The 26,461-nt window shown below is 61.7% G+C and carries 33 protein-coding genes; 14 read left to right on the forward strand and 19 right to left on the reverse strand.

Features of this window, described 5'->3' with window-relative positions:
- The gene (locus EP376_RS08900; RefSeq protein WP_127655198.1) at positions 1 to 942 is read left to right on the forward strand and encodes an MBL fold metallo-hydrolase; all 942 of its coding nucleotides are present in this window, start codon (positions 1 to 3) and stop codon (positions 940 to 942) included.
- Here the strand turns inward: EP376_RS08900 and EP376_RS08905 are convergent.
- Positions 921 to 1,178 (reverse strand): DUF6356 family protein, encoded by a 258-nt coding sequence (locus EP376_RS08905; protein WP_127655199.1) that lies wholly within the window; start codon positions 1,176 to 1,178, stop codon positions 921 to 923. The genes EP376_RS08900 and EP376_RS08905 overlap by 22 nt on opposite strands.
- Before the next feature lie 103 nt (positions 1,179 to 1,281).
- Between EP376_RS08905 and EP376_RS08910 the strand changes: the two genes are divergently transcribed.
- The 4 genes from EP376_RS08910 (at position 1,282) to EP376_RS08925 (ending at position 3,134) form a co-directional block, all read left to right on the forward strand.
- The gene (locus EP376_RS08910; protein ID WP_127655200.1) at positions 1,282 to 1,743 is read left to right on the forward strand and encodes an Lrp/AsnC family transcriptional regulator; all 462 of its coding nucleotides are present in this window, start codon (positions 1,282 to 1,284) and stop codon (positions 1,741 to 1,743) included.
- A gap of 17 nt (positions 1,744 to 1,760) precedes the next feature.
- On the forward strand, positions 1,761 to 2,276 hold the full coding sequence (locus EP376_RS08915; RefSeq protein ID WP_203330982.1) for a DUF6173 family protein: 516 nt from the start codon (positions 1,761 to 1,763) through the stop codon (positions 2,274 to 2,276).
- A 65-nt stretch (positions 2,277 to 2,341) separates the two neighbouring features.
- Positions 2,342 to 2,476 carry an aa3-type cytochrome c oxidase subunit IV gene (locus EP376_RS08920; RefSeq protein ID WP_127655201.1) on the forward strand — a complete coding sequence of 45 codons (135 nt, stop codon included), beginning with the start codon at positions 2,342 to 2,344 and terminating at the stop codon, positions 2,474 to 2,476.
- Between the two features lie 19 nt (positions 2,477 to 2,495).
- A complete protein-coding gene (locus EP376_RS08925) occupies positions 2,496 to 3,134 on the forward strand; it encodes a polysaccharide deacetylase family protein (RefSeq protein ID WP_238928700.1) in 639 nt (212 codons plus the stop codon).
- Here the strand turns inward: EP376_RS08925 and EP376_RS08930 are convergent.
- Positions 3,128 to 3,457 (reverse strand): AzlD domain-containing protein, encoded by a 330-nt coding sequence (locus EP376_RS08930; RefSeq protein WP_127655202.1) that lies wholly within the window; start codon positions 3,455 to 3,457, stop codon positions 3,128 to 3,130. The two genes, EP376_RS08925 and EP376_RS08930, sit on opposite strands and share 7 nt — an antisense overlap.
- Positions 3,457 to 4,170, reverse strand: a complete 714-nt coding sequence (locus EP376_RS08935) for an AzlC family ABC transporter permease (protein ID WP_127655203.1) — start codon at positions 4,168 to 4,170, stop codon at positions 3,457 to 3,459. Before EP376_RS08935 ends, EP376_RS08930 begins: the two co-directional genes overlap by 1 nt.
- A gap of 126 nt (positions 4,171 to 4,296) precedes the next feature.
- On the opposite strand from EP376_RS08935, the gene EP376_RS08940 reads away from it, so the two are divergent.
- Entirely contained in the window at positions 4,297 to 4,884 is a 588-nt protein-coding gene (locus EP376_RS08940) for a GNAT family N-acetyltransferase (protein ID WP_238928701.1), read from the forward strand.
- Here the strand turns inward: EP376_RS08940 and EP376_RS08945 are convergent.
- Both EP376_RS08945 and greA read right to left on the reverse strand, forming a co-directional pair.
- Positions 4,881 to 5,885 (reverse strand): hypothetical protein, encoded by a 1,005-nt coding sequence (locus EP376_RS08945; RefSeq protein WP_127655205.1) that lies wholly within the window; start codon positions 5,883 to 5,885, stop codon positions 4,881 to 4,883. The two genes, EP376_RS08940 and EP376_RS08945, sit on opposite strands and share 4 nt — an antisense overlap.
- 70 nt (positions 5,886 to 5,955) lie before the next feature.
- Entirely contained in the window at positions 5,956 to 6,426 is a 471-nt protein-coding gene (gene greA, locus EP376_RS08950) for a transcription elongation factor GreA (RefSeq protein WP_127655206.1), read from the reverse strand.
- Between the two features lie 245 nt (positions 6,427 to 6,671).
- Here greA and EP376_RS08955 point away from each other — a divergent pair, with 245 nt between their 5' ends.
- From EP376_RS08955 to EP376_RS08965, 3 genes are all read left to right on the forward strand, one after another.
- Positions 6,672 to 8,327, forward strand: coding sequence for an electron transfer flavoprotein-ubiquinone oxidoreductase (locus EP376_RS08955; protein WP_127655207.1), 1,656 nt, complete (start codon positions 6,672 to 6,674; stop codon positions 8,325 to 8,327).
- A 111-nt stretch (positions 8,328 to 8,438) separates the two neighbouring features.
- Positions 8,439 to 10,136, forward strand: coding sequence for a tetratricopeptide repeat protein (locus EP376_RS08960; RefSeq protein WP_127655208.1), 1,698 nt, complete (start codon positions 8,439 to 8,441; stop codon positions 10,134 to 10,136).
- A 2-nt stretch (positions 10,137 to 10,138) separates the two neighbouring features.
- Positions 10,139 to 10,999 carry a 4-(cytidine 5'-diphospho)-2-C-methyl-D-erythritol kinase gene (locus EP376_RS08965; RefSeq protein WP_127655209.1) on the forward strand — a complete coding sequence of 287 codons (861 nt, stop codon included), beginning with the start codon at positions 10,139 to 10,141 and terminating at the stop codon, positions 10,997 to 10,999.
- 9 nt (positions 11,000 to 11,008) lie between these two features.
- Here the strand turns inward: EP376_RS08965 and EP376_RS08970 are convergent, their stop codons facing one another.
- A complete protein-coding gene (locus EP376_RS08970; protein WP_127655210.1) occupies positions 11,009 to 12,007 on the reverse strand; it encodes a polyprenyl synthetase family protein in 999 nt (332 codons plus the stop codon).
- Positions 12,008 to 12,062: 55 nt separating this feature from the next.
- Here EP376_RS08970 and EP376_RS08975 point away from each other — a divergent pair, with 55 nt between their 5' ends.
- The 3 genes from EP376_RS08975 to EP376_RS08985 all read left to right on the forward strand — a co-directional run bounded on the left by EP376_RS08975 (position 12,063) and on the right by EP376_RS08985 (position 13,335).
- A complete protein-coding gene (locus EP376_RS08975) occupies positions 12,063 to 12,278 on the forward strand; it encodes a putative signal transducing protein (RefSeq protein ID WP_127655211.1) in 216 nt (71 codons plus the stop codon).
- A complete protein-coding gene (locus EP376_RS08980) occupies positions 12,256 to 13,038 on the forward strand; it encodes a tRNA1(Val) (adenine(37)-N6)-methyltransferase (protein ID WP_127655212.1) in 783 nt (260 codons plus the stop codon). The genes EP376_RS08975 and EP376_RS08980 overlap by 23 nt, the downstream gene beginning before the upstream one ends.
- A gap of 120 nt (positions 13,039 to 13,158) precedes the next feature.
- The gene (locus EP376_RS08985) at positions 13,159 to 13,335 is read left to right on the forward strand and encodes a YdcH family protein (RefSeq protein WP_127655213.1); all 177 of its coding nucleotides are present in this window, start codon (positions 13,159 to 13,161) and stop codon (positions 13,333 to 13,335) included.
- A gap of 64 nt (positions 13,336 to 13,399) precedes the next feature.
- On the opposite strand, the gene phbB is transcribed toward EP376_RS08985, so the two are convergent.
- The 3 genes from phbB to EP376_RS09000 form a co-directional block, all read right to left on the reverse strand.
- Positions 13,400 to 14,125 carry a beta-ketoacyl-ACP reductase gene (phbB, locus tag EP376_RS08990; protein ID WP_127655214.1) on the reverse strand — a complete coding sequence of 242 codons (726 nt, stop codon included), beginning with the start codon at positions 14,123 to 14,125 and terminating at the stop codon, positions 13,400 to 13,402.
- Positions 14,126 to 14,237: 112 nt separating this feature from the next.
- The gene (locus EP376_RS08995) at positions 14,238 to 15,410 is read right to left on the reverse strand and encodes an acetyl-CoA C-acetyltransferase (RefSeq protein ID WP_127655215.1); all 1,173 of its coding nucleotides are present in this window, start codon (positions 15,408 to 15,410) and stop codon (positions 14,238 to 14,240) included.
- Positions 15,411 to 15,595: 185 nt separating this feature from the next.
- Positions 15,596 to 16,387: an EAL domain-containing protein gene (locus EP376_RS09000; RefSeq protein WP_127655216.1), complete on the reverse strand. Its 792-nt coding sequence runs from the start codon at positions 16,385 to 16,387 to the stop codon at positions 15,596 to 15,598.
- A gap of 107 nt (positions 16,388 to 16,494) precedes the next feature.
- Here EP376_RS09000 and EP376_RS09005 point away from each other — a divergent pair, with 107 nt between their 5' ends.
- Both EP376_RS09005 and EP376_RS09010 read left to right on the forward strand, forming a co-directional pair.
- Positions 16,495 to 17,067: a DNA-3-methyladenine glycosylase I gene (locus EP376_RS09005; protein ID WP_127655217.1), complete on the forward strand. Its 573-nt coding sequence runs from the start codon at positions 16,495 to 16,497 to the stop codon at positions 17,065 to 17,067.
- A 57-nt stretch (positions 17,068 to 17,124) separates the two neighbouring features.
- Positions 17,125 to 17,835 (forward strand): VIT1/CCC1 transporter family protein, encoded by a 711-nt coding sequence (locus tag EP376_RS09010; protein WP_127655218.1) that lies wholly within the window; start codon positions 17,125 to 17,127, stop codon positions 17,833 to 17,835.
- 3 nt (positions 17,836 to 17,838) lie between these two features.
- Here the strand turns inward: EP376_RS09010 and EP376_RS09015 are convergent, their stop codons facing one another.
- The 10 genes from EP376_RS09015 to EP376_RS09065 form a co-directional block, all read right to left on the reverse strand.
- Complete coding sequence (locus EP376_RS09015; protein WP_127655219.1) at positions 17,839 to 18,279, reverse strand: molybdenum cofactor biosynthesis protein MoaE; 441 nt, start codon at positions 18,277 to 18,279, stop codon at positions 17,839 to 17,841.
- Positions 18,280 to 18,282: 3 nt separating this feature from the next.
- Positions 18,283 to 18,528, reverse strand: a complete 246-nt coding sequence (gene moaD / locus EP376_RS09020; RefSeq protein ID WP_127655220.1) for a molybdopterin converting factor subunit 1 — start codon at positions 18,526 to 18,528, stop codon at positions 18,283 to 18,285.
- Positions 18,528 to 19,193: a CDP-diacylglycerol--glycerol-3-phosphate 3-phosphatidyltransferase gene (gene pgsA / locus EP376_RS09025; RefSeq protein ID WP_127655221.1), complete on the reverse strand. Its 666-nt coding sequence runs from the start codon at positions 19,191 to 19,193 to the stop codon at positions 18,528 to 18,530. The genes moaD and pgsA overlap by 1 nt, the downstream gene beginning before the upstream one ends.
- 69 nt (positions 19,194 to 19,262) lie before the next feature.
- Positions 19,263 to 21,149 (reverse strand): excinuclease ABC subunit UvrC, encoded by a 1,887-nt coding sequence (uvrC, locus tag EP376_RS09030; protein WP_127655222.1) that lies wholly within the window; start codon positions 21,147 to 21,149, stop codon positions 19,263 to 19,265.
- Between the two features lie 299 nt (positions 21,150 to 21,448).
- Entirely contained in the window at positions 21,449 to 22,240 is a 792-nt protein-coding gene (locus EP376_RS09035) for an SDR family oxidoreductase (protein WP_127655223.1), read from the reverse strand.
- 10 nt (positions 22,241 to 22,250) lie between these two features.
- A complete protein-coding gene (locus tag EP376_RS09040) occupies positions 22,251 to 23,204 on the reverse strand; it encodes a calcium/sodium antiporter (RefSeq protein WP_127655224.1) in 954 nt (317 codons plus the stop codon).
- 185 nt (positions 23,205 to 23,389) lie between these two features.
- Positions 23,390 to 24,184, reverse strand: coding sequence for a S49 family peptidase (locus tag EP376_RS09050; protein ID WP_127655226.1), 795 nt, complete (start codon positions 24,182 to 24,184; stop codon positions 23,390 to 23,392).
- A 77-nt stretch (positions 24,185 to 24,261) separates the two neighbouring features.
- Positions 24,262 to 25,023, reverse strand: a complete 762-nt coding sequence (locus tag EP376_RS09055; RefSeq protein ID WP_127655227.1) for an ABC transporter permease — start codon at positions 25,021 to 25,023, stop codon at positions 24,262 to 24,264.
- The gene (locus EP376_RS09060; RefSeq protein WP_127655228.1) at positions 25,020 to 25,946 is read right to left on the reverse strand and encodes an ABC transporter ATP-binding protein; all 927 of its coding nucleotides are present in this window, start codon (positions 25,944 to 25,946) and stop codon (positions 25,020 to 25,022) included. Before EP376_RS09060 ends, EP376_RS09055 begins: the two co-directional genes overlap by 4 nt.
- Before the next feature lie 78 nt (positions 25,947 to 26,024).
- Positions 26,025 to 26,432, reverse strand: a complete 408-nt coding sequence (locus tag EP376_RS09065; RefSeq protein ID WP_164744896.1) for a hypothetical protein — start codon at positions 26,430 to 26,432, stop codon at positions 26,025 to 26,027.
- Positions 26,433 to 26,461 lie beyond the last annotated feature (29 nt).

Raw genomic sequence — 26,461 nt, forward strand, 5'->3', positions numbered from 1 at the left:
ATGCCGCTTCCGATGGCGCTTGACCACGTGAATTGTTTTGCCTTCGACGATGGCAACGGCTGGACGCTGGTCGATACCGGGTTCGACACCAGAAAGACCCGCGCCATATGGGAGGAGGCCCTTGCCGGCCCTCTTGCCGGAAAGCCGGTCCACCGGGTCATCGGGACACATCATCACCCCGATCATATCGGGCTTGCGGGTTGGTTCATCGAGCACGGGGCCGAATTGGTCATGGCCCGGACGGGATGGTTGATGGCGCGAATGCTTCGGCTTGACGAGCAGCCCGAATACCCGCCCGAGACCATCCGTTTCTACACCCGCGCCGGAATGGACGAGGCGGTCCTCGAAAAACGCAGGGGCGAGCGTCCGTTCAACTATGCCGATTGCGTCGCGCCGCTGCCGGTCGGCTATACGCAACTGATCGAAGGTCAGTCGATCGAATTCGGCGGACGGACATGGGATGTACGTCTCGGCGGCGGGCACGCGGCCGATCACCTCACGTTCTGGAGCCGGGACGACGGGCTCGTCATCGGCGGCGATCAGCTTTTGCCGAAGATCAGCGCCAATATCGGCGTCTACGCGACCGAACCCGACGCGGACCCTGTCAGCGACTGGCTTGCCGCGACCGCTCGGCTGTCGCCCCATGCCGGCGAAGATCAACTGGTTCTGCCGGGGCACAAGCTGCCCTTCACCGGCCTGCCCCGGCGCATGGCTGAATACCGCGACCATACGCACGAAGCGTTGTCGCGGCTGCAGGACTGGATCATGACGCCGCGCCGTGCCGGCGATTGTTTCGAACCCCTGTTCCAGCGAAGCATCGGCGCGGCCGAATACGGATTGGCCCTCGTGGAATCGATCGCGCATCTCAACCACCTGCATCAATCCGGCCGTGCCGCCCGAAGCTTGGGCGAGGACGGGGCCTATTGGTTCGCGGCAGCCTGAGCCGAACGCGACGACAGCCGGGCATACAAGCGGGTGACGATCCGGCTTGCCGTCTTTTCGCACAGCGCGGGCATCAGCGCGTGGATTACAGCGGCAAGGGCCGCAAGGCCTAGCCAAAAGGCAAATCCCAGCGCGACCTGCAGATGTTCGAGGTAGCTTTCCTCGACGCTTTCGGGGTGATCCAGAAAGGCACGTTGAAGCAGGTTCGAGGGCGATCTGTCGGAGGATTGGATCATCTGTCATCTCCTTGTTGTATTCGGGACATGATGACACCCAATCCGCAGGTATAGATCCCGATTGTTGTTGAGTTTGGCGCAGTCCTTGGGATTTCATCCACCAATGCAGAGCAACTTCGATGATTTTGACCGCCGTATTCTGGCTGAGCTTCAGAAGGATGCGACGCTGACGGCGGACCAGCTTTCCGAACGGGTGGGCCTGTCGCGGAATGCCTGCTGGCGGCGCATGAAGATACTCGAGGATGCGGGCGTCATACGGAAACGGGTGGCGCTTCTTGATCCGGTGAAGGCGGGCTGTCCGCTCACCGCCATCGTCAACATCCGCACAAACCAGCACGATTCGGACTGGATGACGCGGTTTCAGGCCGCCGTGCGTTCGATGCCGGAAATCACCGGTGCCTACCGGATGACAGGTGATCTCGATTATGTGCTCAGGGTGCGGGTTGCCGACATGGCGGGCTATGACGCATTCTACAAGTGTTTGATCGGCAAGGTCGCGGTCTCGGACATCTCGGCCAGTTTCGTGATGGAAGAGATCAAGGACAGCACCGCCCTTCCGATCTGAGTGCATGAGGAGGTATCGTGTCCGAGCAGATCGCAACAGCCGCAGAGGCCGAAGAAAACAGCATTGGCCAGAGGTTGGCGATGCCGCGCGTTCACGAGGTGCACGCCGATCCCGATAACAAGGCGCCATGCGAAAGCGACCTGCCAGACGCACTCAGAACCTCGTCCGAGGCGAAAAGCCCGGCCAGATGGGCCTATGAGCGGCTGATCCTCTATATCAGGAATTTCGAAGAGAAACTCGATAACGAACACGAGGTTGCCATGGGGTTCACCGGCGGCGATGCGGGCGTGATCCGGATCGAGGGGCTGGGCGATTTCGACCCCGACCTGATCACGTTCTACGGTGCGGATCCGACGGGCAGCCGGACCCAGCTGATCCAGCATGTCAGCCAGCTGAACGTCATGTTGCGCGCCCTGCCGAAAACCGTCGACCGGAAGGAGCCCCGCAGAATCGGGTTCCGGCTGGCCAGCGATCTGGAACAGGGCGCAACACCCGCCACAGATGCGACAACACAACCGCCTGCCGGGGCGTGACAGCCCGACAAAGATCGGCTAACCGGTATCGCAACAGGATATTCTCGCCCGCCAAGGAGATCAGGATGGCTGAGCACGAACACGGCAAGATGGACATTTCCGTTCAGGAAAAGACGTTCGAAAGTTTCATTTCGATAGTGACCAAGACGTCGATCGGGATCATCATCTTTCTGGTGCTTCTGGCACTGATCAACGCCTGATGCATCGCTGAACGGGGTCATGATCGACAGGCGCATGTTCCTGGCAGGATTGCCGCTGGCCGTCTCGGGCTGCGGCGCGCCTAGCGTCTGGGCAGATCAGGAGTTCGTCCAAAGCAAGGTCTATCGCCACCCGGGGCCGACCGCGCTGACGCTCTTCACGATGAAGAATGTGGGCACGGAAAACGGCGCCCATACCGGGCTTATGGTCTCGGCGAGCCAACGCGTGATCTTTGATCCTGCAGGCACCTTCGGGCACGAGACGATCCCCGAAAGGAATGACGTCCATTTCGGGATCACACCCCGGATTCTGGATTTCTACCGGACATATCATGCCCGCGAGACCTATTTCGTGATCGAGCAATATGTCGAGGTCACGCCCGAACAGGCCGAACAGGCCCTGCGTCTGGTGATCGAGAACGGTCCTGTCCCCAAGGCGCAGTGCACGCGGTCCACCTCGAGCATCCTGATGAGGATTTCCGGCTTCGAGGGCCGGTTTCGCCCCTCGCTGTTCCCCAACGGATTGCACGATCAATTCGCCAAGTTGCCGAATGTCGTGACATTCGAGCATCGCGAATACGATTCTGCGGACAAGTCCGAAGCTGTGCGCGCCTTCGACGCCCAGCTTTCTGCCGAAGCGTCGGTTTCGTCCTCTCAGTAGCTCAGAACGAATGGCAATCCGTAAAGGAATGCGGCGCCCGTCAGCATGGCGACGATGACGTTGCCTGTCACATAGCCTGATACAAACGTCGCGACCGCGGCCGACAACCGCACCGGATCGGTCTCCCCGCCCGTTGCCTCGGGCCAGAGCACAAGAGGGGCGACCAGCCCCGGAATGATCGCCACACCGGCGTAGCGCAGCGGTCGCAAGAGCCAAAGCGGCATGTCGCGATTGGCGTAGAAGCCGATGAACGAGAACCTGAGCGCGTATGACCCGACGGCAAGCGCCGCGATCACCACCCAAAGCTGCGTATCGGGGCCCATCACACGACGCTCCGGTTTGTCCGACGTTCAACCTGGACTTCGGTCACGGCGCCGGCTGCCATCGCAAGCACCGCCGCCACAAGAAGGCCAAGGCCGAACGGCATCCATGAAAACGCCAGCGCCAGAACGACAGAGGTGAACGCCGCGACCATATGGGCAAAGGTCCGCAGCATCGGCGCGACGATCGCCAGAAAACAGATCGGCAGCGCAAAATCGAGCGCGAGCCATTCGGGCAGAGCGGCCCCCACCAGACCGCCCACCAGCGTGCCGGCAAGCCAGGTCGGATAGACCGGCAATATCGTTCCGAAGAAATAGGCGACGCGCGCCGCGACCGCCCAATCGGGGTTTTCCTCGTAGCGGCGGATCGAGCAGGCATAGGATTGATCAACGATCAGATAGGCCATCACGGCCCGTGTCCGCATCCGGGCCCCGGCAAGCCATGGGGTCATGGCGGCGGAATACATCCCGACCCTCAAGTTCACGACCAAGGCGGTCGCGATCACGATCAGTGTCGGCGCTTCGTCCTGGATCAGTTGCAGGGCGGTGAACTGCGCCGACCCCGCAAAGACGGCAAGCGAAAACCCAAGGACCTGCCATAGGTTCAGCCCTGCTTCCACGGCGACGAGGCCAAACAGCATCGCGAAAGGTGTCACCACCACGATAAAGGGCACGCCGTCGGCAAACCCCAGCCAGAATGATCGTCTTGGCGACATCTCTGCCCTGCCTCTTTGCGCCTGCCCCGCGCGAAGTATCGCGACCTCCCCGGATTGACAATGATTGGTGGATCTTGGCCGCCAATATGCTCTGATGCACAGGGGGTCAGGGCGCGGGACGCAAGATTGAAGATCACACTTGGATTCGACGACACCGAACGACCCGCGGTCGCAGCCCTCTACTGGGAGGCGTTCGGTGGCAAGCTTGGTCGTCTTATGGGGCCCGAACGCAAGGCTCTTCCCTACATCGCGGACGCCCTGTCGCCTGATCACGCGTTCTGTGCCCGCAACGCAGCGGACGACATTCTGGGCGTTGCCGGGTTCAAATCCCCCGATGGCGCTTTGGTCAATGGCCAGCTTGCCGGGATGGTGCCGCATTACGGCATACCGGGGGCGCTGTGGCGAATGGCGGCGCTTGCCGCGCTGAGTTCCGACGTGGACAATACACGCTTTCTGATCGACGGGCTGTTCGTGGCGGCGCCGTTCCGGGGGCAGGGCATCGGAAGCAGGCTCTTGCAATCCATCGTGCAGGAGGCCGCCGACCGGGGCTATGACGAGGTCCGGCTTGATGTCATCGACACGAATTCAAGGGCGCGCGCGCTTTACGAACAGCGCGGCTTCGAGGCAGTCGGTCGCAACCGGATCGGCCCTTTGTCGGCGCTGTTCGGGTTCAGTTCCGCCACCGTCATGGTCCGCCGTCTGAACAGACTTTAGTCGAATGTCCCTGTCACACGGCCAAGAAGCATGAACGCACGAGCCGTTCGCGTTTCCGACAGCGCCGCGAGATCTTCGTCGGTTGCCTCGGGTTCGAACCCGGTCAGCATCCGGTCGAAGAGCCGCAGGAAATGGTGTGCGGAATCGCGAAACACCGTATCCTCGCGCATTCGACCCGTCGTCAGGGCCAGAGACGATCGGTCCCGGACCCCGCCAAGCCTGGCGATCGCGCGGCCCCGTTCGCCCCTCGCGAACCGCCGCCAGACTTCGGGGCGGGAGCGGTCGGGGCGCAAGTCATCCATGTAGATCCCGTCCTGACTCATGAGGGTCAGGATGTCCTGACTGGCCTGAACTAGCTGCCGCACCGACCTGTCGCGCAACGCCCGTCGCAGGGCCATGAACCCCTCGCGGTCGCTTTCGTTGTCGGGAAAGTTCAGTGCCCGGATGATATCGAGCCGCGACAGGGGCGGCGCCATGTCCTCGGCGGGCGTGCCCAGCGCAAGCGTCGGCTGTTCGTCGGATTCGGTCTGAGGGGCAACCGGGGTCGAAGACGTGGCGATCTTGGCGCGGGTCGAGGTGAATGTCGCGATCGCGGCCTCGGTCTGCTTTGTCGATTGGGCGATCTCGGCCAGCTTGCGTTCGATGGCCGAGGGTTCGCCATTGGTCTTCGTCGCTTGCCGTTCGGAGATGTAGCTTTGTCTCAGCCCTTCGATCGCGGCATGAAGCCTGCGCGATTCCGCCCGCAACAGCCTGTTGGACCGGGCCGAAATGACACCGACCCACAACATCGCGACCGGCAGGAACACCGTCACCAGAGCCACGAGGAACCCAGGTGAAGAGGGTATCCCCGTCCCGTCGCCAGACGAGCCGAACAGCGTGAGAGCACCAATCCCGACGACCCACAGGATCGCCAGAGCGAGGGCCACGACCTCGCCCAGCGTCAACTCATCCCACGACGGGGGACGATCGACCTCTGCGTTGCCCTTCAGTTGATCCGGCATGAATGCCCCTCGTCCGGCCGAAACTGGCGCCCCGGACATGGCCCGGCGCGCCAGATTTTGAGTCGTGCTGTCAGATATAGGAGATCGACAGGATTTCGTAGCTGCGTTCACCCCCCGGGGTGCGCACTTCCACGCTGTCGCCTTCTTCCTTGCCGATCAGGGCACGGGCAAGGGGAGATTTGATGTTCAGACGTCCGTTTTCGATGTCGGCCTCGTATTCGCCGACGATCTGATAGGATTTCTCTTCGTCGGTATCCTCATCGACCAGACCGACCGTCGCGCCGAATTTCACCGACCCCGACAATTTCTTCGGGTCGATCACGTCGGCAAGCCCGATCACGCCCTCAAGCTCCTTGATCCGGCCCTCGATGAAGGACTGTTTTTCCTTTGCCGAATGATATTCGGCATTCTCCGACAGGTCCCCATGAGCCCGCGCCTCGGAGATCGCGGCGATGATGGCCGGACGTTCCACGGACTTGAGCGTCTTCAACTCTGCGTTCAAGGCGTCATAGCCGTTCTTGGTAAGCGGTATCTTTTCCATGTCTCTGCCCTTTGATGGCCTGTCGGGCGTAGTTAGCAATTCACCCGTAAGAACCCAAGATCAACCGAACGGAGAACCGGCAAACTTGTCAACAGACAACAGTTCGGCCACCGGATGCCGCCGAAAGCCGCTTTGAAGGGATGTGATGACGCAGTTGGCCACTTTGCCGCCGCGTTGTGATTGCCCCTCGCGCGTCCATTGGCTAACCCGAAGCAGATATTCTTGAGAAGCCGGGGATCAGCACAATGTCCGAGATGACGCGCGAAACCATGGAATACGACGTCGTGATCGTCGGTGCGGGGCCTGCGGGTCTTTCGGCGGCGATCCGCCTCAAGCAGCTTGATGCCGATCTCGAGGTCGTGGTCCTGGAAAAAGGCTCCGAGGTTGGCGCGCATATCCTGTCTGGCGCGGTTCTCGACCCATCGGGGCTCGACCGGCTGATCCCGGACTGGAAGGACAAGGGCGCACCCCTCAACGTCCCCGTCAAGGAAGACAATTTCTATGTTCTGGGCGAGGCCGGGCAAATCCGTCTGCCCAATTTCATCATGCCGCCGCTGATGAACAATCACGGCAATTACATCGTCTCGATGGGCAATGTCTGCCGCTGGATGGCGGAACAGGCCGAAGAGATGGGTGTCGAGATCTTCCCCGGTTTCGCCTGTTCGGAACTTGTCTTCGCCGAGGATGGCGCGGTGAAGGGCGTCGTCGCGGGCGAGATGGGGCTGAACTCCGACGGAACCCCGGGGCCGCAATACGAGCCCGGGATGGAGCTGCATGGCAAATACGTCTTCCTGTCCGAAGGGGTGCGCGGGTCGCTGTCGAAACAGGTGATCGAGAAATACAACCTCGACGCCGATTGCGACGTGCCGAAATTCGGCCTCGGCATGAAGGAAATCTGGGAAGTCGATCCCGAAAAGCACAACGAAGGCGAAGTCACCCACACGATGGGCTGGCCGCTTGGCGTGAAGAACACCGGCGGTTCATTCGTCTATCACCTTGATAACAATCAGGTCTATGTCGGCTATATCGTCGATCTGAACTACCGGAATCCCTATCTTTATCCCTATATGGAATTCCAGCGGTTCAAGCATCACCCCAAGATCGCAGCCCTCCTCGAGGGCGGGCGCCGCGTCGCCTATGGTGCGCGTGCAGTGACGAAGGGCGGGTTCCAGTCGATCCCCGAGGTGGCATTCCCCGGCGGCGCGCTGCTGGGCTGTTCGGCGGGCCTCGTGAACCTGCCGCGCATCAAGGGCAACCACAACGCCATGCATTCGGGCATCGAGGCGGCCGAGGCCGCCCATGCCGCGATCAAGGATGGCCGCAGCGGCGACAAGCTTGCCGCCTATGACGCCGCGCTGAAGTCCGGCCCCGTGGGACGGGACCTGAAGAAAGTGCGCAACGTGGCTCCGCTGAACGGCAAATATGGCCTGCTGGGCGGACTGACGCTGGGCGGGTTCGACATGTGGTTCCAGTCGGTCTTTGGCGGCCTGTCGCTGTTCGGCACGCTCAAGCACGGCAAGAACGACGCGCAGGCGACCGAGCCTGCCTCGAAACACAAGCCGATCGACTATCACAAGCCGGATGGAAAGCTGTCCTTCGATCGTCTGACCAATGTCTCTTATTCGATGACGAATCACGAAGAGAGCCAGCCTGCCCACCTCAGGCTGAAGGATCCGGCGATCCCGGTTTCCGTCAACGTGCCGAAATTCGCGGAACCGGCGCAGCGATACTGCCCCGCAGGCGTCTACGAAGTCGTGGAAGAGGCCGGGAAAGAGGCGCGGTTCGTGATCAACTTCCAGAACTGCGTCCACTGCAAGACCTGCGACATCAAGGATCCCAGCCAGAACATCGTCTGGACCGTGCCACAGGGCGGTGACGGGCCGAACTACCCGAACATGTGATCATGCAAGAACTTGCCGCTGCGACGGCGCGCACCACCCTGTCTGATTGTAGTCGGCGGGGGGGTGCATTAGCGTGCCATCAACTCCCGCACAGCACGGAAGAGAGCAGGAATGAAACGAATCCTATTTTCCGCCGCACTGGCGGCTGCATCGGTGCTTCCGGCGGCAGCCTATCCCGAGGTCAATCCCGGCGCATATCTTGCCGCGCAAGCCGCTGCGGGGGCCAATGATTTCGACGAAGCCGCATATTGGTACAACGTGGCCCTGCGCGCGGATCCCGGCAATCCGCTGCTGATCGAAAATGCGTTGGCCAGCATGATCGCCGCCGGCGATGCCGTGGGCGCGGTATCAGTGGCGCAGGCTGCAGAAGACAGCGGGCTGCAAAGCCAGGTCGTGAACCTGCTTCTGGATGCCGACGCCGCGCGGCGTGGCGACTGGGAGGCGATCCTTTCGGCGCACGAGGCGGGGCGCTCCGTCAGCCCGCTTGTCGACGGAATCACCCGGGGCTGGGCGCATCTGGGCCTCGGTGACGTGGATCGCGCGCTTTCGGCCTTTGACGAGGTGACAGAGACGCCGTGGATGGCCTCGTTCGGTCTGTATCACAAGGCATTCGCCCTCGCGACGGTCGGCGATTTCGAATCCGCCCGGGACATCCTCTCAGCCGAACCGCCCGAGGGCCCGATGGTAACCCGGCGCGGCAGCGTCGCGCTGGCACAGGCCATGAGCCAGCTGGGCCAGAATACCGAAGCCGCCGACATGGTCACGGAGCTTTTCGGGCCCGATCCCGACCTTGGCCTGACCCTGCTGCGCGATACCCTCGAGGCAGGAGAACCGGTGCCCTTCGATATCGTTTCCTCCCCCGCAGAGGGGCTGGCGGAACTGTATTTCGCCATCGCATCCGTTGCGGGCGACGACACGACGCGATCCTTCAATCTGATCTATGCCCGGCTTGCCCAGCTTCTAAATCCGCGCGATGCGGATATCGCGCTCCATGCAGCCCAGCTTCTGGAAGAGCTTGGCAACCTTGAACTGGCCGGCGCCGCCTATGCCAGCATCCCGCAGGACGATCCCGCCTTCTATGATGCCGAGATCGGCAGAGCCGATGTTCTGCGCCGCGCGAACGAACCGCGCCTTGCCATCGAAGTCCTTCAGAACCTGACCCGGAGCTTCCCCGACAAGCCGCTGGGCCACATCTCGCTGGGCAACGCGCTGCGGTTCGAATCACGCTTCGCGGACGCAAGGCTCAGCTATACCAACGCGCTTGACCGCATGACGCCGAACGATCCCCGCCTGTGGTTCGTGCATTACATGCGGGCGGTTGCGTCCCATCAGCTGGATGACTGGCCCGAAGCAGAGGCCGATTTCCGGCAGGCGCTCGTCTTTAATCCGGGTCAGCCACAGGTTCTGAACTATCTGGGATATTCGCTGGTCGAACGCGGTGAAAAGCTGGAAGAGGCTTTGGCCATGATCGAAAACGCCGTCTCCGAACAGCCCGAGAACGGCGCCATCGTCGACAGCCTCGGCTGGGCCCTGTTCGTGCTGGGCCGTGTCGAAGAGGCCGTTGCGCCCATGGAACGGGCCGTCGAACTGGAACCGCTCGATCCGATTATCAACGACCATCTCGGCGATGTCTACTGGACGGTCGGGCGTTATCTCGAGGCGCGCTTTCAGTGGAACCGCGCCCTGTCCTTCGATCCCGACGAAGAACTGTCGGACCGGATACGCCGCAAGCTGGAGATCGGCCTTGATGCCGTCAACGAAGAGGATCAGGCCGCCGCAGGAGAGCTTTCTGTCGCCCAGGACGATTGATCATGCTCAACGAACCGACCCTCGCGCCCGCGAAGATCAACCTTGCCCTCCATGTGACCGGCCAGCGGGATGACGGATACCATCTGCTGGATAGCCTCGTCGTGTTTGCCGGAGTGGGTGACACGATCTCCGCCCGGGCCTCGACCGACCTGACCCTGTCGGTGACGGGCCCCTTTGCGCAAGGTGTGCCGACCGATGGCCGGAACCTTGTTCTGCAAGCCGCCGACGTGCTGCGCCAGGCCCGGAATGTGAAGCTGGGCGCCCACATCACGCTCAAGAAGATGCTGCCGCACGCCGCGGGGATAGGCAGCGGGTCGTCAGATGCCGCCGCGACGCTCGACCTGCTGTCGCGGATTTGGAAGGTCGATCCCCTGCCTCTGGATGATCCCGCGGTTCTGAAACTGGGGGCGGATGTCCCCGTATGCCGCCGCGCCCCCGCACCTGTCCGAATGGCGGGGATCGGCGAAGAGATGGCCGATCTGCCGCGCCTGCCCGATTGTGCGATGGTCCTTGTCAATCCGGGCGAGGCCGTGCCGACGGCCGCTGTCTTCTCGGGGCTGGCATCGAAATCCAACCCCTCGATGCCCGGCCTGCCAAGCGGTCTTGATTTCAAGGGATTCTGCGACTGGCTGTCGACGACGCGCAATGACCTTCAGCCTCCGGCCGAGACGATTGCACCGGGCATCGTCAAGGCCATTACCCTGCTCAGGCGTCAGCCCGAGGTCGCCTGTGCCGTCATGTCGGGGTCGGGTGCGACCTGTGTCGGCCTTGTTCCCGACTTTGGTGCCGCGCAAAAGGTCGCGCGCGCCATTCAGGTCGCCGAGATGGGATGGTGGGTCGCCCCTGCCCCGATGCTGGGCTAGACGCCCAGGTCAGACAAGCCGGGCGACGACGTAATCCGCAAGATCGGTCAGCATATCGCGGATCTCGTGCTCGGGCAGGCGCTGGATCGCGGTCTTCGCAACCTCGGACCAACGGATGGCATCGGCCCGCGCCTGTTCCAGCGCGCCGTGACGTTCGAAACAGACCATCGCCTGTCCGAGATCACCGTCGGCCACCTTGCCGTTCCGGATCGTCCGGGTCCAGAAGGCACGCTCCTCGGCATCGGCACGCGCCACGGCACGGATCACCGGCAACGTCATCTTGCCCTCGCGGAAATCGTCACCAAGGTTCTTGCCGGTGGCGTCGGTCCCCATGTAGTCCAGCAGATCGTCGGCGATCTGAAATGCGATGCCCAGGGCGTCGCCATAATCGAACAGCGCGCGAATGATGTCCTCATCCTTGCCCGCGATGACGCCACCAACCTCGGTCGCCGCAGAGAACAGGGCCGCCGTCTTGCCGCGCACGATCTTGAGATAGGTGTCCTCGGTCACATCGAGGTTGCGCGCCGCGGTCAGCTGCAGAACCTCGCCTTCGGCGATGGTGGCCGCCGCGTTCGACAGGATGTCGAGGATGCGCAGGCTGCCCGTCTCGACCATCAGCTGGAAAGACCGGGCGAACAGGTAATCGCCGACCAGAACCGATGACTGATTGTCCCACAAGAGGTTCGCCGTGGGTCGCCCACGGCGCTGTTCGCTTTCATCGACGACATCGTCGTGCAGAAGCGTCGCAGTGTGAATGAACTCGACCGTTGCAGCCAGGTGAATGTGAAACGGGCCGTCATAGCCACACAGCCGCGCCGAGGCGAGCGTCAGCATCGGACGCAGCCGTTTGCCCCCGGCATCAATCAGATGGGCGGTCACTTCGGGGATCCGGGGGGCATTCTCAGACGACATCCGATCGCGGATGAGGCTGTTCACATCCTCGAGATCGGCCGCCAGTGCGGCGGCCAGACGTTCATGCGGTTTACTGGTCGCGGCATCGAGACTCATCTTGCGGAACCGGTCCTTGCTCGACAAAGGCGCCTGCGCACCTTAGCTGATGGATATGAAAGAGCTTTTGCGCACCAATGACCCGACGATCATCGCCTTTGCCACAGCCCTTCTGGACGGCGAGGGTATAGACTCGTTTCAGATGGACGTAAACATGAGCGTACTCGAAGGCAGCATAGGCATTTTGCCGCGTCGGTTGATGGTGCGGGATGCGGATCTGTTCCGCGCCGAACGGGTCTTGCGGGACAATGACATCGATTTCGGACGGTAGCCTTCCTGAACCGGGGCTGAGCGACGACCGCATTCTGGGAGGGCGTGTCGCGCTGTGGCAACCCCGGCGCGGGTATCGGGCGGGGATCGACCCTGTTCTTCTGGCGGCCGCGACCCCCGCGAAACCGGGGCAATCCGTCCTTGAACTGGGCGCCGGCGTTGGCGCCGCCTTTCTTTGCCTGGCGGCGCGGGTGCCGGAGCTTGCGATCACGGCGGTCGAGGTTCAGGGCGACTATGCCGAACTTGCCAACAGGAATGCCGCAAGAAACGGCTGCCCCGCCGAGATCGTGACCGCGGATCTGCGGGCCCTGCCTCCATCCGTCAAACAGGTCCGGTTCGATCACGTGATCGCCAATCCGCCCTATTTCGACCGGGATTTCGGAAGTCCCTCACCAGACAAAGGCCGCAACCTCGCCTTTGCCGGCGACACCCCGATGCGCGACTGGGTGGATACCGCGAGCCGCAGGCTGGCCCCCAAGGGCTGGCTGACGATGATCCAGAAGGCCGCCCGCCTGCCCGAAGTGCTGGCAGCGCTGGAAGGGCGATTGGGGTCGGTCCGGGTATTGCCGCTGGCGGGACGGGCCGGCCGCCCGGCCGACCGGTTCCTTCTGTGGGCCCGTAAGGAAGGAAAGGCGCCGTTCCGTCTGGAGGCCCCTCTTGTGCTGCACGAGGGTCAGGCCCATCTTGAGGATGCAGAGGATTACAGGGAGGACGTGCGTGCGATCCTGCGTGATGCCAAAGCCCTGCCTGTCGGTGATTAATGTTTTCTCAATCTCCGCGGAACAATGCTGACGGCACATCGTCGCTGCGACGCCGCGTGACAGAGTCATGTTTCTGTGGTCCGATGAAAATGTTCACACAAGCTCAATGGAGGAACGTTCATGAGTCTGACTTCCCATCTCGAGGAACTTCGCAAGAAGCACCAGTCCCTTTCCGATGCCGTCGAGGCAGCGCAACGAACACCATCCTTCAGCGATTTTGAACTGGCCCAGATGAAGAAGCAGAAACTTCACCTCAAGGAAGAGATTTCCCGCTTGTCAGAGACAGCCCGGCACTAGGCCCGGCACATGAAAAGGGCCGGTCCAGAGGACCGGCCCCACAGAATGTCCGGGATGCCCGGCATCAGGCCATGTATTGGCCGCCGTTCGCGGAGATCGTCGATCCGGTGATGAACCCGGCATCGTCAGAGGCGAGGAATGCCACACACCGCGCGATTTCCTCGGGCTCTCCGAGCCGTCCGACGGGGATTTGCGGCAGGATCACGTCGTTGCGGACCTTTTCCGGAACCGCCATCACCATTTCCGTCGCGATGTAGCCGGGGCAGACGGCATTGACCGTGATCCCGGCACGCGCGCCTTCCTGCGCCAGAGCCTTGGTAAAGCCCAGATCACCGGCCTTTGCCGCGGAATAATTGGCCTGCGCGAACTGGCCCTTCTGACCATTGATCGACGAGATGTTGATCACCCGGCCGAATTTCCGCTCGCGCATACCGCCCCAGACGTTGTGCGTCATGTTGAACAGGCCCGTGAGATTGGTGTTGATCACGGCATTCCAATCCTCGGGCGCCATCTTGTGAAACGGTTTGTCGCGGGTGATGCCGGCGTTGTTCACCAGAACGTCGATCGGGCCCAACTCGGCCTCGACCTGTGCGATACCCTTGGCACAATCCTCATAGCTCGCCACGTCCCACTTGAACGTCTTGATGCCCGTCTCTTCGGTAAAGGCGCGGGCGGCGTCATCGTTGCCGGCATAGGTCGCGGCGACCCCGAAGCCTTCGGCTTTCAGTGCCTTGGAAATCGCGGCTCCGATTCCGCGGGACCCGCCCGTGACAAGTGCAACTCGGGGCATGGGGATTCTCCTCTGATTAGTCTTTGAAATTCTAGTTAAGGAAACTGGCCTTGACGCGCAACAAAATTACAACGCGAGAGCGGAAACCGATGATTTCCGCTCTCGCTATGGATTACCGCTCGACGCAAAGGGCGACACCCATGCCGCCACCGATGCACAGCGTGGCAAGGCCCTTCTTGGCGTCGCGGCGCTTCATTTCGAACAGGAGCGTGTTCAGAACCCGCGCACCGGAGGCACCGATCGGGTGACCGATCGCGATCGCGCCGCCGTTGACGTTCACGATGGCCGGATCCCAGCCCATGTCCTTGTTCACGGCACAGGCCTGTGCGGCAAAGGCTTCATTCGCCTCGATCAGGTCGAGGTCATCAACCGTCCAGCCGGCCTTTTCCAGCGCCTTGCGGCTCGCGTGGATGGGGCCGACACCCATGATCGACGGATCAAGGCCTGCGGTGGCATAGGAGGCAATACGGGCAAGCGGCTCAATTCCGCGCTTTTCAGCCTCGTCGGCCGACATCAGAAGCGCACCGGCCGCGCCGTCGTTGATGCCTGAGGCATTCGCGGCGGTGACAGAGCCATCCTTGGTGAAGGCGGGGCGCAGTTTCTGCATGCCTTCGATCGTGGCGCCGTGGCGGATGTATTCATCCTTGTCTACGACGATGTCGCCCTTGCGGGTCGAGACGGTGAAGGGGACGATCTCGTCGTCGAACTTTCCGGCCTTCTGCGCGGCCTCGGCCTTGTTTTGCGAGGCAAGCGCGAATTCGTCCTGCTGGTCACGGCTGATCTGCCACTGCTCAGCGACGTTTTCGGCGGTCTGACCCATGTGATAGCCGTTGAAAGCATCCCACAGACCGTCCTTGATCATGGTGTCGATGAACTTCAGGTCGCCCATCTTCTGACCGGCCCGGATCGACTGGGCATGGGGCGACATGGTCATGTTCTCCTGACCGCCGGCCGCGACGATCGTCGCGTCGCCCAGCATGATGTGCTGCGCGCCCAATGCGACGGCCCGAAGACCGGACCCGCAGACCTGGTTGATACCCCAGGCAGCGCTTTCCTTGGGAAGACCCGCGTTGATATGCGCCTGCCGGGCCGGGTTCTGTCCCTGTGCCGCGGTCAGGACCTGGCCGAGAATGGTTTCCGATACCTCCGACGGGTCGATGCCCGCGCGCGCCACAAGTTCGCGCAGAACGGCCGCGCCAAGATCATGGGCCGGCGTATTCGCAAAGGAACCGGAGAAACTTCCGACCGCGGTGCGAGCGGCAGAGGCGATAACTACATTGGTCATGGAAAGAGCTCCTCTCTCTCTTCTGAAAGACTTTTCGGAGCGGGAAACCAAAGTCAGAGCAACATGTGGCCCCCGGTCATCTCTGCGCTGTTTAGGTAAATGACCACCTCAGAGCAATGATAATTGCTGCACTGCAACATACATGGGACCCGGACATTCCCCGGACACAACGCTCTGACGGCGGCCTAAAGCGTCGGTTTCGGAACCCCGAACAGGTAACCCTGAAGACAATCCACCCCAAGGGATTCCAACATGTCGGCCTCTTCCTGACGCTCAACCCCTTCGGCGACAACGAACATCTCGAACTGATGGGCGACCGTGATCAGCGCCTCGGCAAGGACCTGATTGTCGGGAACCTCGTCGATGCGGTTGACGAAATGGCTGTCGATCTTGGCCAGGTCGAAGAAGAAATCCTTCAGGTAGCGAAACGCGGTCAGCCCCGCGCCGAAATCATCCAGCGCAAAGGCCACGCCCCGCGGCTGAACTTCGGCCATGAACCGGATGACGACTTCGGGGATCAGCATCGCCGATTGTTCCGATATCTCGAGAATCAGCCGTGGCCCTACTTCAACCCGGCGCAACCCGTCCGTCAGGATCTGGCGCCAGCGCCCATCGGCGATCGACCGGGCCGACATGTTGACCGCCAGTCTGAGCGACGGGTTCTTGCGCAACATCTCGATCGAAAGACGCAGGCTTTCGCAATCGAGATCCCGGCCGAGAGAGGTCTCTTCCACGTCGGGCAGAAACTGACCGGCCGGAAGAATGCGCCCCCCCTCATCCAGCACGCGGATCAGGGCTTCGTGGAAGGCGACAACATGTGTCTGCCCGGGCCGCACGATGGGCTGAAAGGCCAGCTGGGTGCGCCCTTCGGCCAGCGCGAGGGTGACCATGGCAGGCACGTCTCTGTCCCGGCTGGCCACAGCCGCCTGAAGTGGATCGCGAGGGTCTAGGGCCGAAGAATCATAGATCATGGGCATGTCAGTTGGACCGTGGATGAACCGACACTGCCTGCCCGTGCCTAACGTTGTGTAAAGCTTCAGACTTTGCAAAGAATTGGAGGAATTTTCAGAGAGGCTTCGGGACCATGGGTGAACGATGCGGCTGGGCCGGGCCCGACCAGATTTACCTCGACTATCATGACGAGGAATGGGGCGTGCCCGAGCATGACGGCAGGGCGCTTTGGGAAAAGCTTGTTCTTGACGGATTTCAGGCAGGCCTGAGCTGGATCACGATCCTGAAGAAACGCGACAATTTTCGGAAGGCGTTCGCAGGCTTCGATCCACAGATCATCGCGGGCTGGGGGGAGGCCGAGGTCGCCCGCTGCCTTGCCGATCCGGGTATCATCCGCCACCGCGGCAAGATCGAGGCCACGATCGGCAATGCCCGGGCCTATCTTGCGATCGAAGAGACGGGCGGATTCGCCGATTGGTGCTGGCGGTATACCAACGGCGCCCCGATCCAGAACAGCCGGACCAGCCTGTCGGAGGTTCCGGCCTTCACGCCGCTGTCAGAACAGATGTCGAAAGACCTCAAGAAAGCGGGCTTTCGGTTCTGCGGGCCGACGATCGTCTATGCCTGGATGCAGGCGACCGGCATGGTCAATGACCATATCGTCACCTGCCCGCGACACGCGGCCTGTCGTTCCATGGCACCTTGATCTGGCGCAACGCGGGCCGCGCGCGGGCGAGGCACTCTGCAGGCCGGAGGTTCCGGCATGGCAGATCACGGACACAGCGATGAGGAAATCCGCGCGCGGATTACGGGAGACGGCGTCAACGGCGCGCTGAGGGATGCCATCTATGGTGCCATCGACGGTGCGGTGACGACCTTTGCGATTGTCGCGGGCGTTGCGGGGGCGGGCCTGTCGCCTTTTGTCATCGTCGCACTTGGCATCGCCAACGTGCTTGCCGACGGTTTCTCGATGGCGGCGGCGAACTATTCCGGGATCAAGGCCGAACAGGACAATGCCCGTCGCCTGCGCAAGGTCGAAGAGCGGCACATCGACCTTTACCCGCGGGGCGAATGGAAAGAAGCGCGCGAGATCCTCGCGCAAAAGGGCCTTTCAGGCGACGTTCTGGAAGCCGCGACAGAAGCGATCACCAAGGACCGGGAAAAATGGATCAACCTGATGATCGAAGGCGAATACGGCATCGGCAGCACGACGCCCCGGCCATTGCGAGGGGCCCTTGTCACCTTCGGGGCTTTCCTCGCCGCCGGATCGATCCCGTTGCTCCCGTTCCTGACCGGGATGGAGGATGCGTTCCGTGTCTCTGTTGTCCTGACATTGGCGAGCTTCTTCGGCATCGGTGCCACCAAGAGCCATTGGTCCCTCAGCCCGTGGTGGCGGTCCGGGCTCGAGACGCTGGCAATCGGGGGCACGGCCGCGCTGATCGCCTATGCCGTGGGCACGATGTTCAACGCCTGAACGCTACCAGCGGTTCAGCGCCTCTTCATCCGCCTGCGTGGCATCGACCCAGGTCTTGCCCTCGTCGGTGACTTCCTTCTTCCAGAAGGGCGCCCGGGATTTCAGGTAATCCATCAGGAATTCGGCCGCCTCGAAGGCCGCCACCCGGTGACGGGATGCCGTGGCCACCATCATGATCTGATCGCCCGGCCGCATCGTTCCGAAGCGATGGATCACCATCACATCCAGCAGGCTCCACCGTTCCCGGGCCTGATCCGCGATATCGCGGATCGCGCGCTCGGTCATACCGGGATAATGCTCGATCTCCATCGCGTTCAGCCGGCCTTCGACGTCGCGGACGATGCCGCTAAAGCTGACAACGGCGCCCGCACCGGCAGCACCTGCCGAGAACCGGTTCAGTTCAGCGCCCGCATCGAACGGCGCCTCCTGCACGCGAATATCCACGGCTCAGCCGCCCGTCATCGGCGGGAAAAAGGCCACTTCGCGCACGCCAGCCAGCGGTGCATCGAAATCCGCCAGTTCCTGATCGAGGGCGACCCGCAGGGCCGAGATATCGGCGAAGGCCGCGGCATAGCGCTCCTCCCTCGCCTTCAACTCCTCGACAAGTGCTGCGACCGTCGCAGCCTCCGTTTCGACGGTTTCACGCGGGAGGCCGATCCGTTCCCGGACCCATGCGAAATAGAGAACGTTCATCACTCCGCCTCAGTCAGATGCGGCATGGATTTGGACAGGTAATCCCAGCCGGTCAGGAGCGTCAGAAGACCGGCCAGCCATAGCAGGACAACACCGATCCACCAGCTCCAGATCATGCCGTTGTATTTCCAGATCAGGCCGAATTCGTCGGCGATCTGACCATTGAGAATATCCGACACGATCATCCGGTCCATGCCGTAGGTTTGCATACCGAAGTAATGTTCGAACGCGCCGGTCGAAAACAGAACCGCGATGGCCACCATCTGGGCTGTCGTCTTCCATTTGGCAAGCTTCGTCACCTTAAGAAGCGAGGCGTTCGCACCCAGAAACTCTCGCAGGCCCGAGACGAACACTTCGCGGAAGATGATCAGCGTCGCGGGCAGCAGGATCCACGGGTTCATCCCCGAAAACCCGGCGATGACCAGAAGAGCGATGATCACCATCGCCTTGTCGGCGATCGGGTCCAGCATGGCGCCGAACCGGCTTTCCTGCTTCCAGGCCCGCGCCAGATAGCCGTCGAAGAAATCTGTGATCGCCGCACCCATGAAAAGCGCCAGCGCATACCAATCCGCCCAGGGACGCGCGAAATACAGGAACATGATCGCGATGCCGGGTGCGGCAAGCAATCGCAGGACGGTCAGGATGTTGGGCAAATTCCAAGTCATGGATGATTTCTAGACAGTCTGGCCGCAAGGCACCATGGGCGAGTTGCTGCGACGGCGAAGACGCGCCTCCTAACCCTTTTCGTGGAAATAATCGTAGATTGTCTGCGCCATGTTGGCCGAGATCCCGTCAACCGCGCGAAGATCGTCGAGATTGGCGCGGCTTACGGCCTTGGCCGAGCCGAAATGAGCCAGAAGCGCCCGTTTCCGGGTGGCGCCCACGCCCGGCACATCGTCAAGCGGCGTAGCGCCGACGGCCTTGGCCCGTTTGGCCCTGTGGGTTCCGATGGCAAAACGATGGGCCTCGTCGCGCAGACGCTGCACGAAATAGAGAACCGGATCGTTGTGACGCAGCGCCATGACGGGCCGGCCTGTGCGGTGGAATTCCTCCTTGCCCGCATCGCGATCAAGCCCCTTGGCGACGCCGACCATGGGCACGTCTTCGACGCCCAGATCCTCGAGGATCTGTTGCACGGCACTCACCTGCCCCGCGCCACCGTCGATCAGCAGAAGATCGGGCCAGTTGGCGCCCTCCCGATCCGGGTCTTCCTTGATCAGCCGCTGAAACCGTCGGGTCAGAACCTCTTTCATCATGCCGAAATCGTCGCCGGGCGTGATGTCATCGCCCTTGATGTTGAACTTGCGATACTGGTTCTTCTCGAACCCGTCGGGCCCTGCCACGATCATCGCGCCCACCGCGTTGGTGCCCATGATGTGGGAGTTGTCGTAAACCTCGATCCGGCTGGGCGGGGCCTCAAGCTCGAAGGCCTCTGCAAGGCCGCGCAGCAGCTTGGCCTGCGTCGCCGATTCCGACATGCGCCGGGCAAGGCTCTCGCGGGCATTGCGCGCCGCACTCGAGACAAGCTCGGCCTTTTCGCCCCGTTGCGGCACCGACAGCTCGACCTTGCGGCCCGCCTTTTCGCTCAGCGCATTCGTCATCAGGTCTTCGTCATCCAGACCATGTGACAACAGGACAAGCCGGGGCGGCTCCCTGTCGGAATAGAATTGGCCGACGAAGGCCTGTATGATCTCGGACGGGTCGACATCGTCGGACCCGATCCGCGGGTAATAGTCGTGATTGCCCCAGTTCTGATTGGCCCGGATGAAGAACACCTGAACGCAGGCCTGCCCACCATCGAGGTGAAGGGCGATCACGTCCGCCTCGGCCACGCCGCGCGGGTTGATGCCCTGCGCCGTCTGAACCTGCGTCAGAGCCTTGATCCGGTCACGCAGCGCGGCGGCCCGTTCGAATTCAAGCGCCTCGGACGCCTGTCCCATCTGCTCGGCAAGTGTCTCCTGGATCTTGGTCGTCCGGCCCTTTAGGAACTCGGCCGCGTCCGAAACCGTGCGGGCATAATCCTCTTCGGAGATGTATCCCACGCAGGGCGCCGAGCAGCGCTTGATCTGGTATAGCAGGCAGGGCCGGGTGCGGCTTTCGAACATCGCGTCCGAGCAGTTGCGCAGAAGAAAGACCTTCTGAAGCTGGTTCAGGGTTCGGTTCACGGCTCCCGCGCTGGCAAAGGGGCCGTAGTAATCGCCCTTTTCCTTCTTCGCACCCCGGTGCTTCTTGATCTGCGGATAAGGATGGGTCTTCGACACCAGAATGTTGGGGAAGCTTTTGTCATCCCGCAGCAGGACGTTGTACTTCGGCTTGAGCTGCTTGATCAGGTTCTGTTCAAGCAGGAGGGCTTCCGTCTCGGTCCGGGTCGTCAGAAACATCATCGAGGCGGTTTCACGGATCATCCGTGCGATGCGCGGCGAATGCTGCCCCGGGCGGGCATAGTTCGACACCCTGGCCTTGAGGCTGCGAGCCTTGCCGACATAGAGAACCCGGCTCTGATCATCGAGCATCCGGTAGACACCGGGCGAGGCATCGAGTGTGCGCAGGTAGGACTGGATACAGGCATAGCCTGTCGTCCCCGGCACGTTCCTCTCTTCTTGCGGCTGCAAATCCGTCATGATCGGGGATATGGCGATTCTTTCCCGGCGCTGCAATCTTGGATCAACGGACGCAACCGGAAAGGCATCCACCGTTTTTGTGGATAACTCGGTGGGCAATCCTAGGGGCATCCGGATTTCTCGTTGTATTTGGCCCAACTACATTGATTGACTAATTATTGGGCGATTTCGCATCCCACTGATTTTCAATGGAATTTTTTTGACCTCTCGGCAAATAATTGAAATTGTTAACTATTTGTGACGATCTTGCGAGAGGTGTCCCGCCTGGTGGACAAATTCCGGCTGAATGCCTGTCGCGGTCAACTTACACCCATTTCGTCGGGGGTCTGCCAGATCAGGTGCTGACCACCATCAATCGACAGACATTGCCCTGTCACCGCAGGCGCATCGAGGAGATAGCCGACCGCCGCCGTGATATCATCGAGGTTCGACCCCCGCTGCAGGATCGTGCTGCTGCGCTGTCCTGCGAAGTGATGATCGGGCTGCCTTGCGCCCTGAAGCGTGGGGCCGGGGCCGATCGCATTCATCCTGACATTCGGGGCAAGCCCCTGCGCTCCGGTCCGGGTAAAGGCCCAAAGCCCCATCTTGGCGATGGTATAGGTCATGTGTTCGGGCGTCAGCTTGTTGATCTTCTGATCGAGCATGTTGATCACCAGACCCTGCGCCAGAGGCTCCCCGCGATCGTCAATGAGGGGCTCGGGCACCTGTGCCGCCAGCGCCTGCGTCAGGACGAACGGGGCCCGAAGATTCGACCCGATGTGCCTGTCCCAGCTGTCACGCGTCGCGCTGTGCACGGTGTCGTATTCGAAGATCGAGGCATTGTTCACAAGAACGCTGATCGGCCCGCCCAGGGCCTCGGCCGCGCGGGGGACAAGGTCCTGCGTCGCCTCTTCGGACAGGAGGTCGGCCTGCAGCAGCGCGGCCTTCTGGCCGGCGGCCTCGATCGCACCTGCCGTGATGCGGGCACCTTCGTCCGAACTTGCATAATGAACGGCCACGTCAAAGCCGCGCTGACCCAGATAGACCGCAATCGCCTGCCCAATCCGTGCACCGGCACCGGTAACCAAAGCCCGTTTTGTCCGGATCGTCATGCCTTGCTCCTTACGTCAGCGATATCACCAGATAGGCGAGATAGAGCGAAGACAGCACGATGCCCCACGTTCGGCCGATATCCTTGCCGAAAAACACGAACGGGATCAGCAGAAGAGAGGCCCCCAGCATCACCCAGAGGTCAAGCTGGAAGAACATCGGATCGACCGGGATGGGTCCGACCAGCGAGGCGACGCCGATGATCCCCAAAAGGTTGAACATGTTCGATCCGATGACATTGCCGATCGCCACGTCGGCCTGACGCCGGATTGCCGCCATCACGGTTGTGGCAAGTTCGGGAAGGCTGGTGCCCACCGCGACCAGCGTCAGCCCGATCGCCGTTTCCGACACGCCCAGCGTCCGGGCGATATTGACCGACCCGCCAACCAGAAGCTCCGCACCAAGCGGCAGGCCGATCAGGCCCAGCACCAGAAAGACTATGATCTTGGGCCAGCCCAGATCGGGATCAGCGCCCTCGATCTCGTCCTCGTTGTCCGCTGCGGCGAGGGCTGTCGCCTTCTGGTGACGCATCGTTTCGCGTGCCGCATGGAGCAGCATCGCTGCCAGCGCCGCCAGCAGGATCAGCCCCGTCCACCATTCCAGCGTCCCGAACGAACACAGCACGATGAACAGAAGCGTCGCCGCGATCATCTGGACAAAGCTGGCCCGCGTGTCGTGTTCGCTCGTGTGCATGACCGAGATGATTGCAGGCACGCCAAGGACCAGAAGGATATTGGCGGTGTTCGAACCAACGACATTGCCCAAGGCAAGGCCCGCTACACCGTCAAGGATCGCGCTGACAGAGACCAGCAGTTCCGGTGCAGACGTGCCGAAGGCCACGATCGTCAGTGACACGATCAGCGCCGGCACACCCAGCCTGAGAGACAGGTTGACCGCACCCTTGACCAGGGAGTCCCCGGCCAGAAGAAGAATGACCAGGCCCAGCGCGACATAGATCCAGTCCATGATCACTTGCGCGCCCCCCGACCCGGGCCGCCGCAGGAGCAGGGGCCCTTCCCGATCCGGTATCGGCCGCATTTCGGGCATTTGGCAGAGGCCAGACGCTTCTGCCCCGGAAAGGTGATCTTTCCGAACATGCCAAGGACGGCAATTCCGATCAGGAACAGGAGGATGACCTTAATTGCCAATTGTCAGAGCCCGTACCGGGCAAAGGCCGCCCGATCCTCGACCTCGGCGATCGCGTCGCCCACAATAGCAGCGCCCAGCCGGCTGAAGATCGACCGACGAATACCATAGCGCCGGAACTTGACCTTCTTGCCGAAGCGGTCCTGCATCATCGGGGCGAGATGGCCGATCCCATCGGCCAGACCCACTTCCACCGCCTTGCGTCCGATCCAGATATCGCCGGTAAAAAGGTCCGCATCGTCCGAAAGCTTGGCCCCTCGGCGCCCCTTCACATAGGCGATGAACACCTCGTGCATCTGGTCGAGCCAACCTTTCAGTCGGGTCACATCTTCGGCTTTTTCGGGCTTGAACGGATCGAGAAAGGATTTCGATTTCCCGGCCGTGTGGACACGACGCTCGACCCCGTAATTCGAAATGATCCCATCAAAGCCGAACCCGGCCGAGATCACCCCGATCGAGCCGGCTATCGAGCCCTCGTCGAGATAAATCTCGTCGGCGGAACAGGCGAGCCAGTAGCCACCCGAGGCCGCAACATCCTCGACAAAGGCGAAGACGGGCACTTTCTTTTCGTCCGCCAGCCTGCGGATACGCGCGGCGATCAGGGAGGATTGCACCGGCGATCCGCCGGGCGAATTGATCTGCAGCGCAACGGCCCGGGGCTTGCCCCGCGAAAAGGCCTTTTCGATCACGGGCGCAAGGCTGACATCGTCCAGACCCCGCCCGGAATTCGAGATCGGCCCCTGAAGGCGGATCACGGCAACGAACGGCGCGTTCGTAAGGGATTGAAACCAACTGGTCATGACAGCCGATGTAGGCCGACCTCGGACGGGTAACAAGGCATGACCAATTCTTTCACCATGCTGTTGCCGAAACCGATCTACTGCCGGATGCGCCACCCCGTCCTGAAGATCGTCCAGATCGCGACAACGCACAGCCCGGTAAAGAGCGCGATGGCCCCCAGCGACATCATGACAGGCACGTCCGCCACCCCGAAGAACGACCAGCGGAAACCCGAGATCAGGTAGAGAACCGGGTTGAAATGCGTGATCACCTGCCAAACCGGCGGCAGCATGGTAACGGAATAGAACGACCCACCCAGAAACACGAGCGGGGTGATGATCAGCAGCGGGATCAGCTGCAACTGCTCGAAATTGCGGGCCCAGATCCCGATGATGAACCCCAGAAGCGCAAAGCTCAGACAGGTCAGCAACAGAAACAGGATCATCGCCAATGGATGTTCGATCCGGATATCCACGAAGAGGGCCGAGGTCATCAGGATGACCGTTCCGATGAACAGGGCCTTGGTCGCGGCCGCGCCGACATAGCCCACGGTGATTTCGAAGAAATTCACAGGTGCCGACAGAACCTCGTAGATGGTTCCCACGAACTTCGGAAAATAGATCCCGAATGACGCGTTCGACGTGGCCTGCGTCATGACCGACAGCATGATCAGGCCCGGAACGATGAACGCGCCGTAGCCGACGCCCTCGACACTGTCGATCCGGCTTCCGATCGCGGCGCCGAACACCACGAAGTAAAGCGAGGTCGAGATGACGGGAGAAATGAAGCTTTGCATAAGCGTCCGGAAGAACCGGGTCATCTCGTATTTGTAGATCGCGGCAACGGCCTTGGTATTCATGCGTTATCCTTCACGAGGCCCACGAAGATCTCTTCGAGGTTGCTTTGATGCGTGGACAGATCGGTCATCTGCAGGCCCTCGGCCTGCAGATCGTTGAGAAGGGCCGTGATGCCCGTCCGCTCGGCCCGACTGTCGTAGGAATAGATCAGCGCGCTGCCATCCTCGGACCGTTGCACCCCGCGCTGGGCGATCGATTCAGGAACCTCCTTGATCGGGTGGCTCAGTTCGATGCGGATCTGTTTCTTGCCCATCCGCTCCATCAACTCGTCCTTGCGTTCGACAAGCAGGATGTCGCCCTTGAGGATCACCGCGATGCGGTCGGCGATGGCCTCGGCCTCTTCGATGTAATGGGTGGTCAGGATCGTGGTCACGCCCGACGCGCGCAGATCGTCGACCACCTGCCACATGTCCTTGCGCAATTCGACATCGACGCCCGCCGTCGGCTCGTCGAGGAACAGGACACGGGGCTCGTGGCTCAGGGCCTTGGCGATCAGCACGCGGCGCTTCATGCCGCCCGACAGCATCATGATCTTGCTGTCGCGCTTGTCCCAAAGCGACAGCTGCCGCAGCACCTTTTCGATATGCGCCTCATCCTTGGGTTTGCCGAACAGGCCACGCGAGAAGCGGACGGTGTTGATCACGGTCTCGAACGCCTCGAGCGTCAGTTCCTGCGGCACAAGCCCGATCAATTCCCGGGCGGCGCGAAAATCGCGCACCACGTCATGGCCTCCGACGGTCACGGTTCCGGAACTTGGCATCACGATCCCGCAGATGGTTGAGATGAGCGTCGTCTTGCCCGCACCATTCGGACCCAGAAGCGCGAGGATCTCCCCCTCCTCGATGTCGAGGTTCACCTTGCGAAGCGCTTCGAAGCCGCTCTTGTAGGTCTTGTTGAGGTCCTTGACGGATACGATAGCCGGCATATCGGTTGCTCCCAAGCGATGAGACGCAGACCTAGACCTCCCGGCGGCAATGTCCAAGCCCCCATCCGGGGCGAACCATCAGCCCGGAGCGCCAGCCAGACGGAACAACCCATCTTTCTCGGCAAGCCTGTCACAAAGGGACATCTCCTGCTCAAGGAGCGACACAAATGCTTCGCGCGCGGATCGACGGCGCCATTCATCGGCGGCAGACATCATTGCTGCTTCGACGAAATACTCGGGATAGAAATGACCTTCCTGCCGGGCCTTCTCGATCCCGGCAGAGGCCCAGGCCGAGGCGAGTTCCTCGAACAACAGCGCCTGATCCGCGCCTTCGACGATGTCGGACATCGCGTGCATGAGCCCCGCGCATTGGGCAAGACCGGCGCTTGCAACAGGCACCTCGGATCGGATCGGCACGGCGATGGCGATCAGCGAAACCAAGGCGACGGACAGTAATTTGAAACGGTTCAATCTGCTTCTGAACACAACCGGCCGCTCCCTTTGGCGGTGAACAC

The organism is Alexandriicola marinus (assembly GCF_004000435.1).
In the GTDB taxonomy this organism is placed as follows: domain Bacteria; phylum Pseudomonadota; class Alphaproteobacteria; order Rhodobacterales; family Rhodobacteraceae; genus Alexandriicola; species Alexandriicola marinus.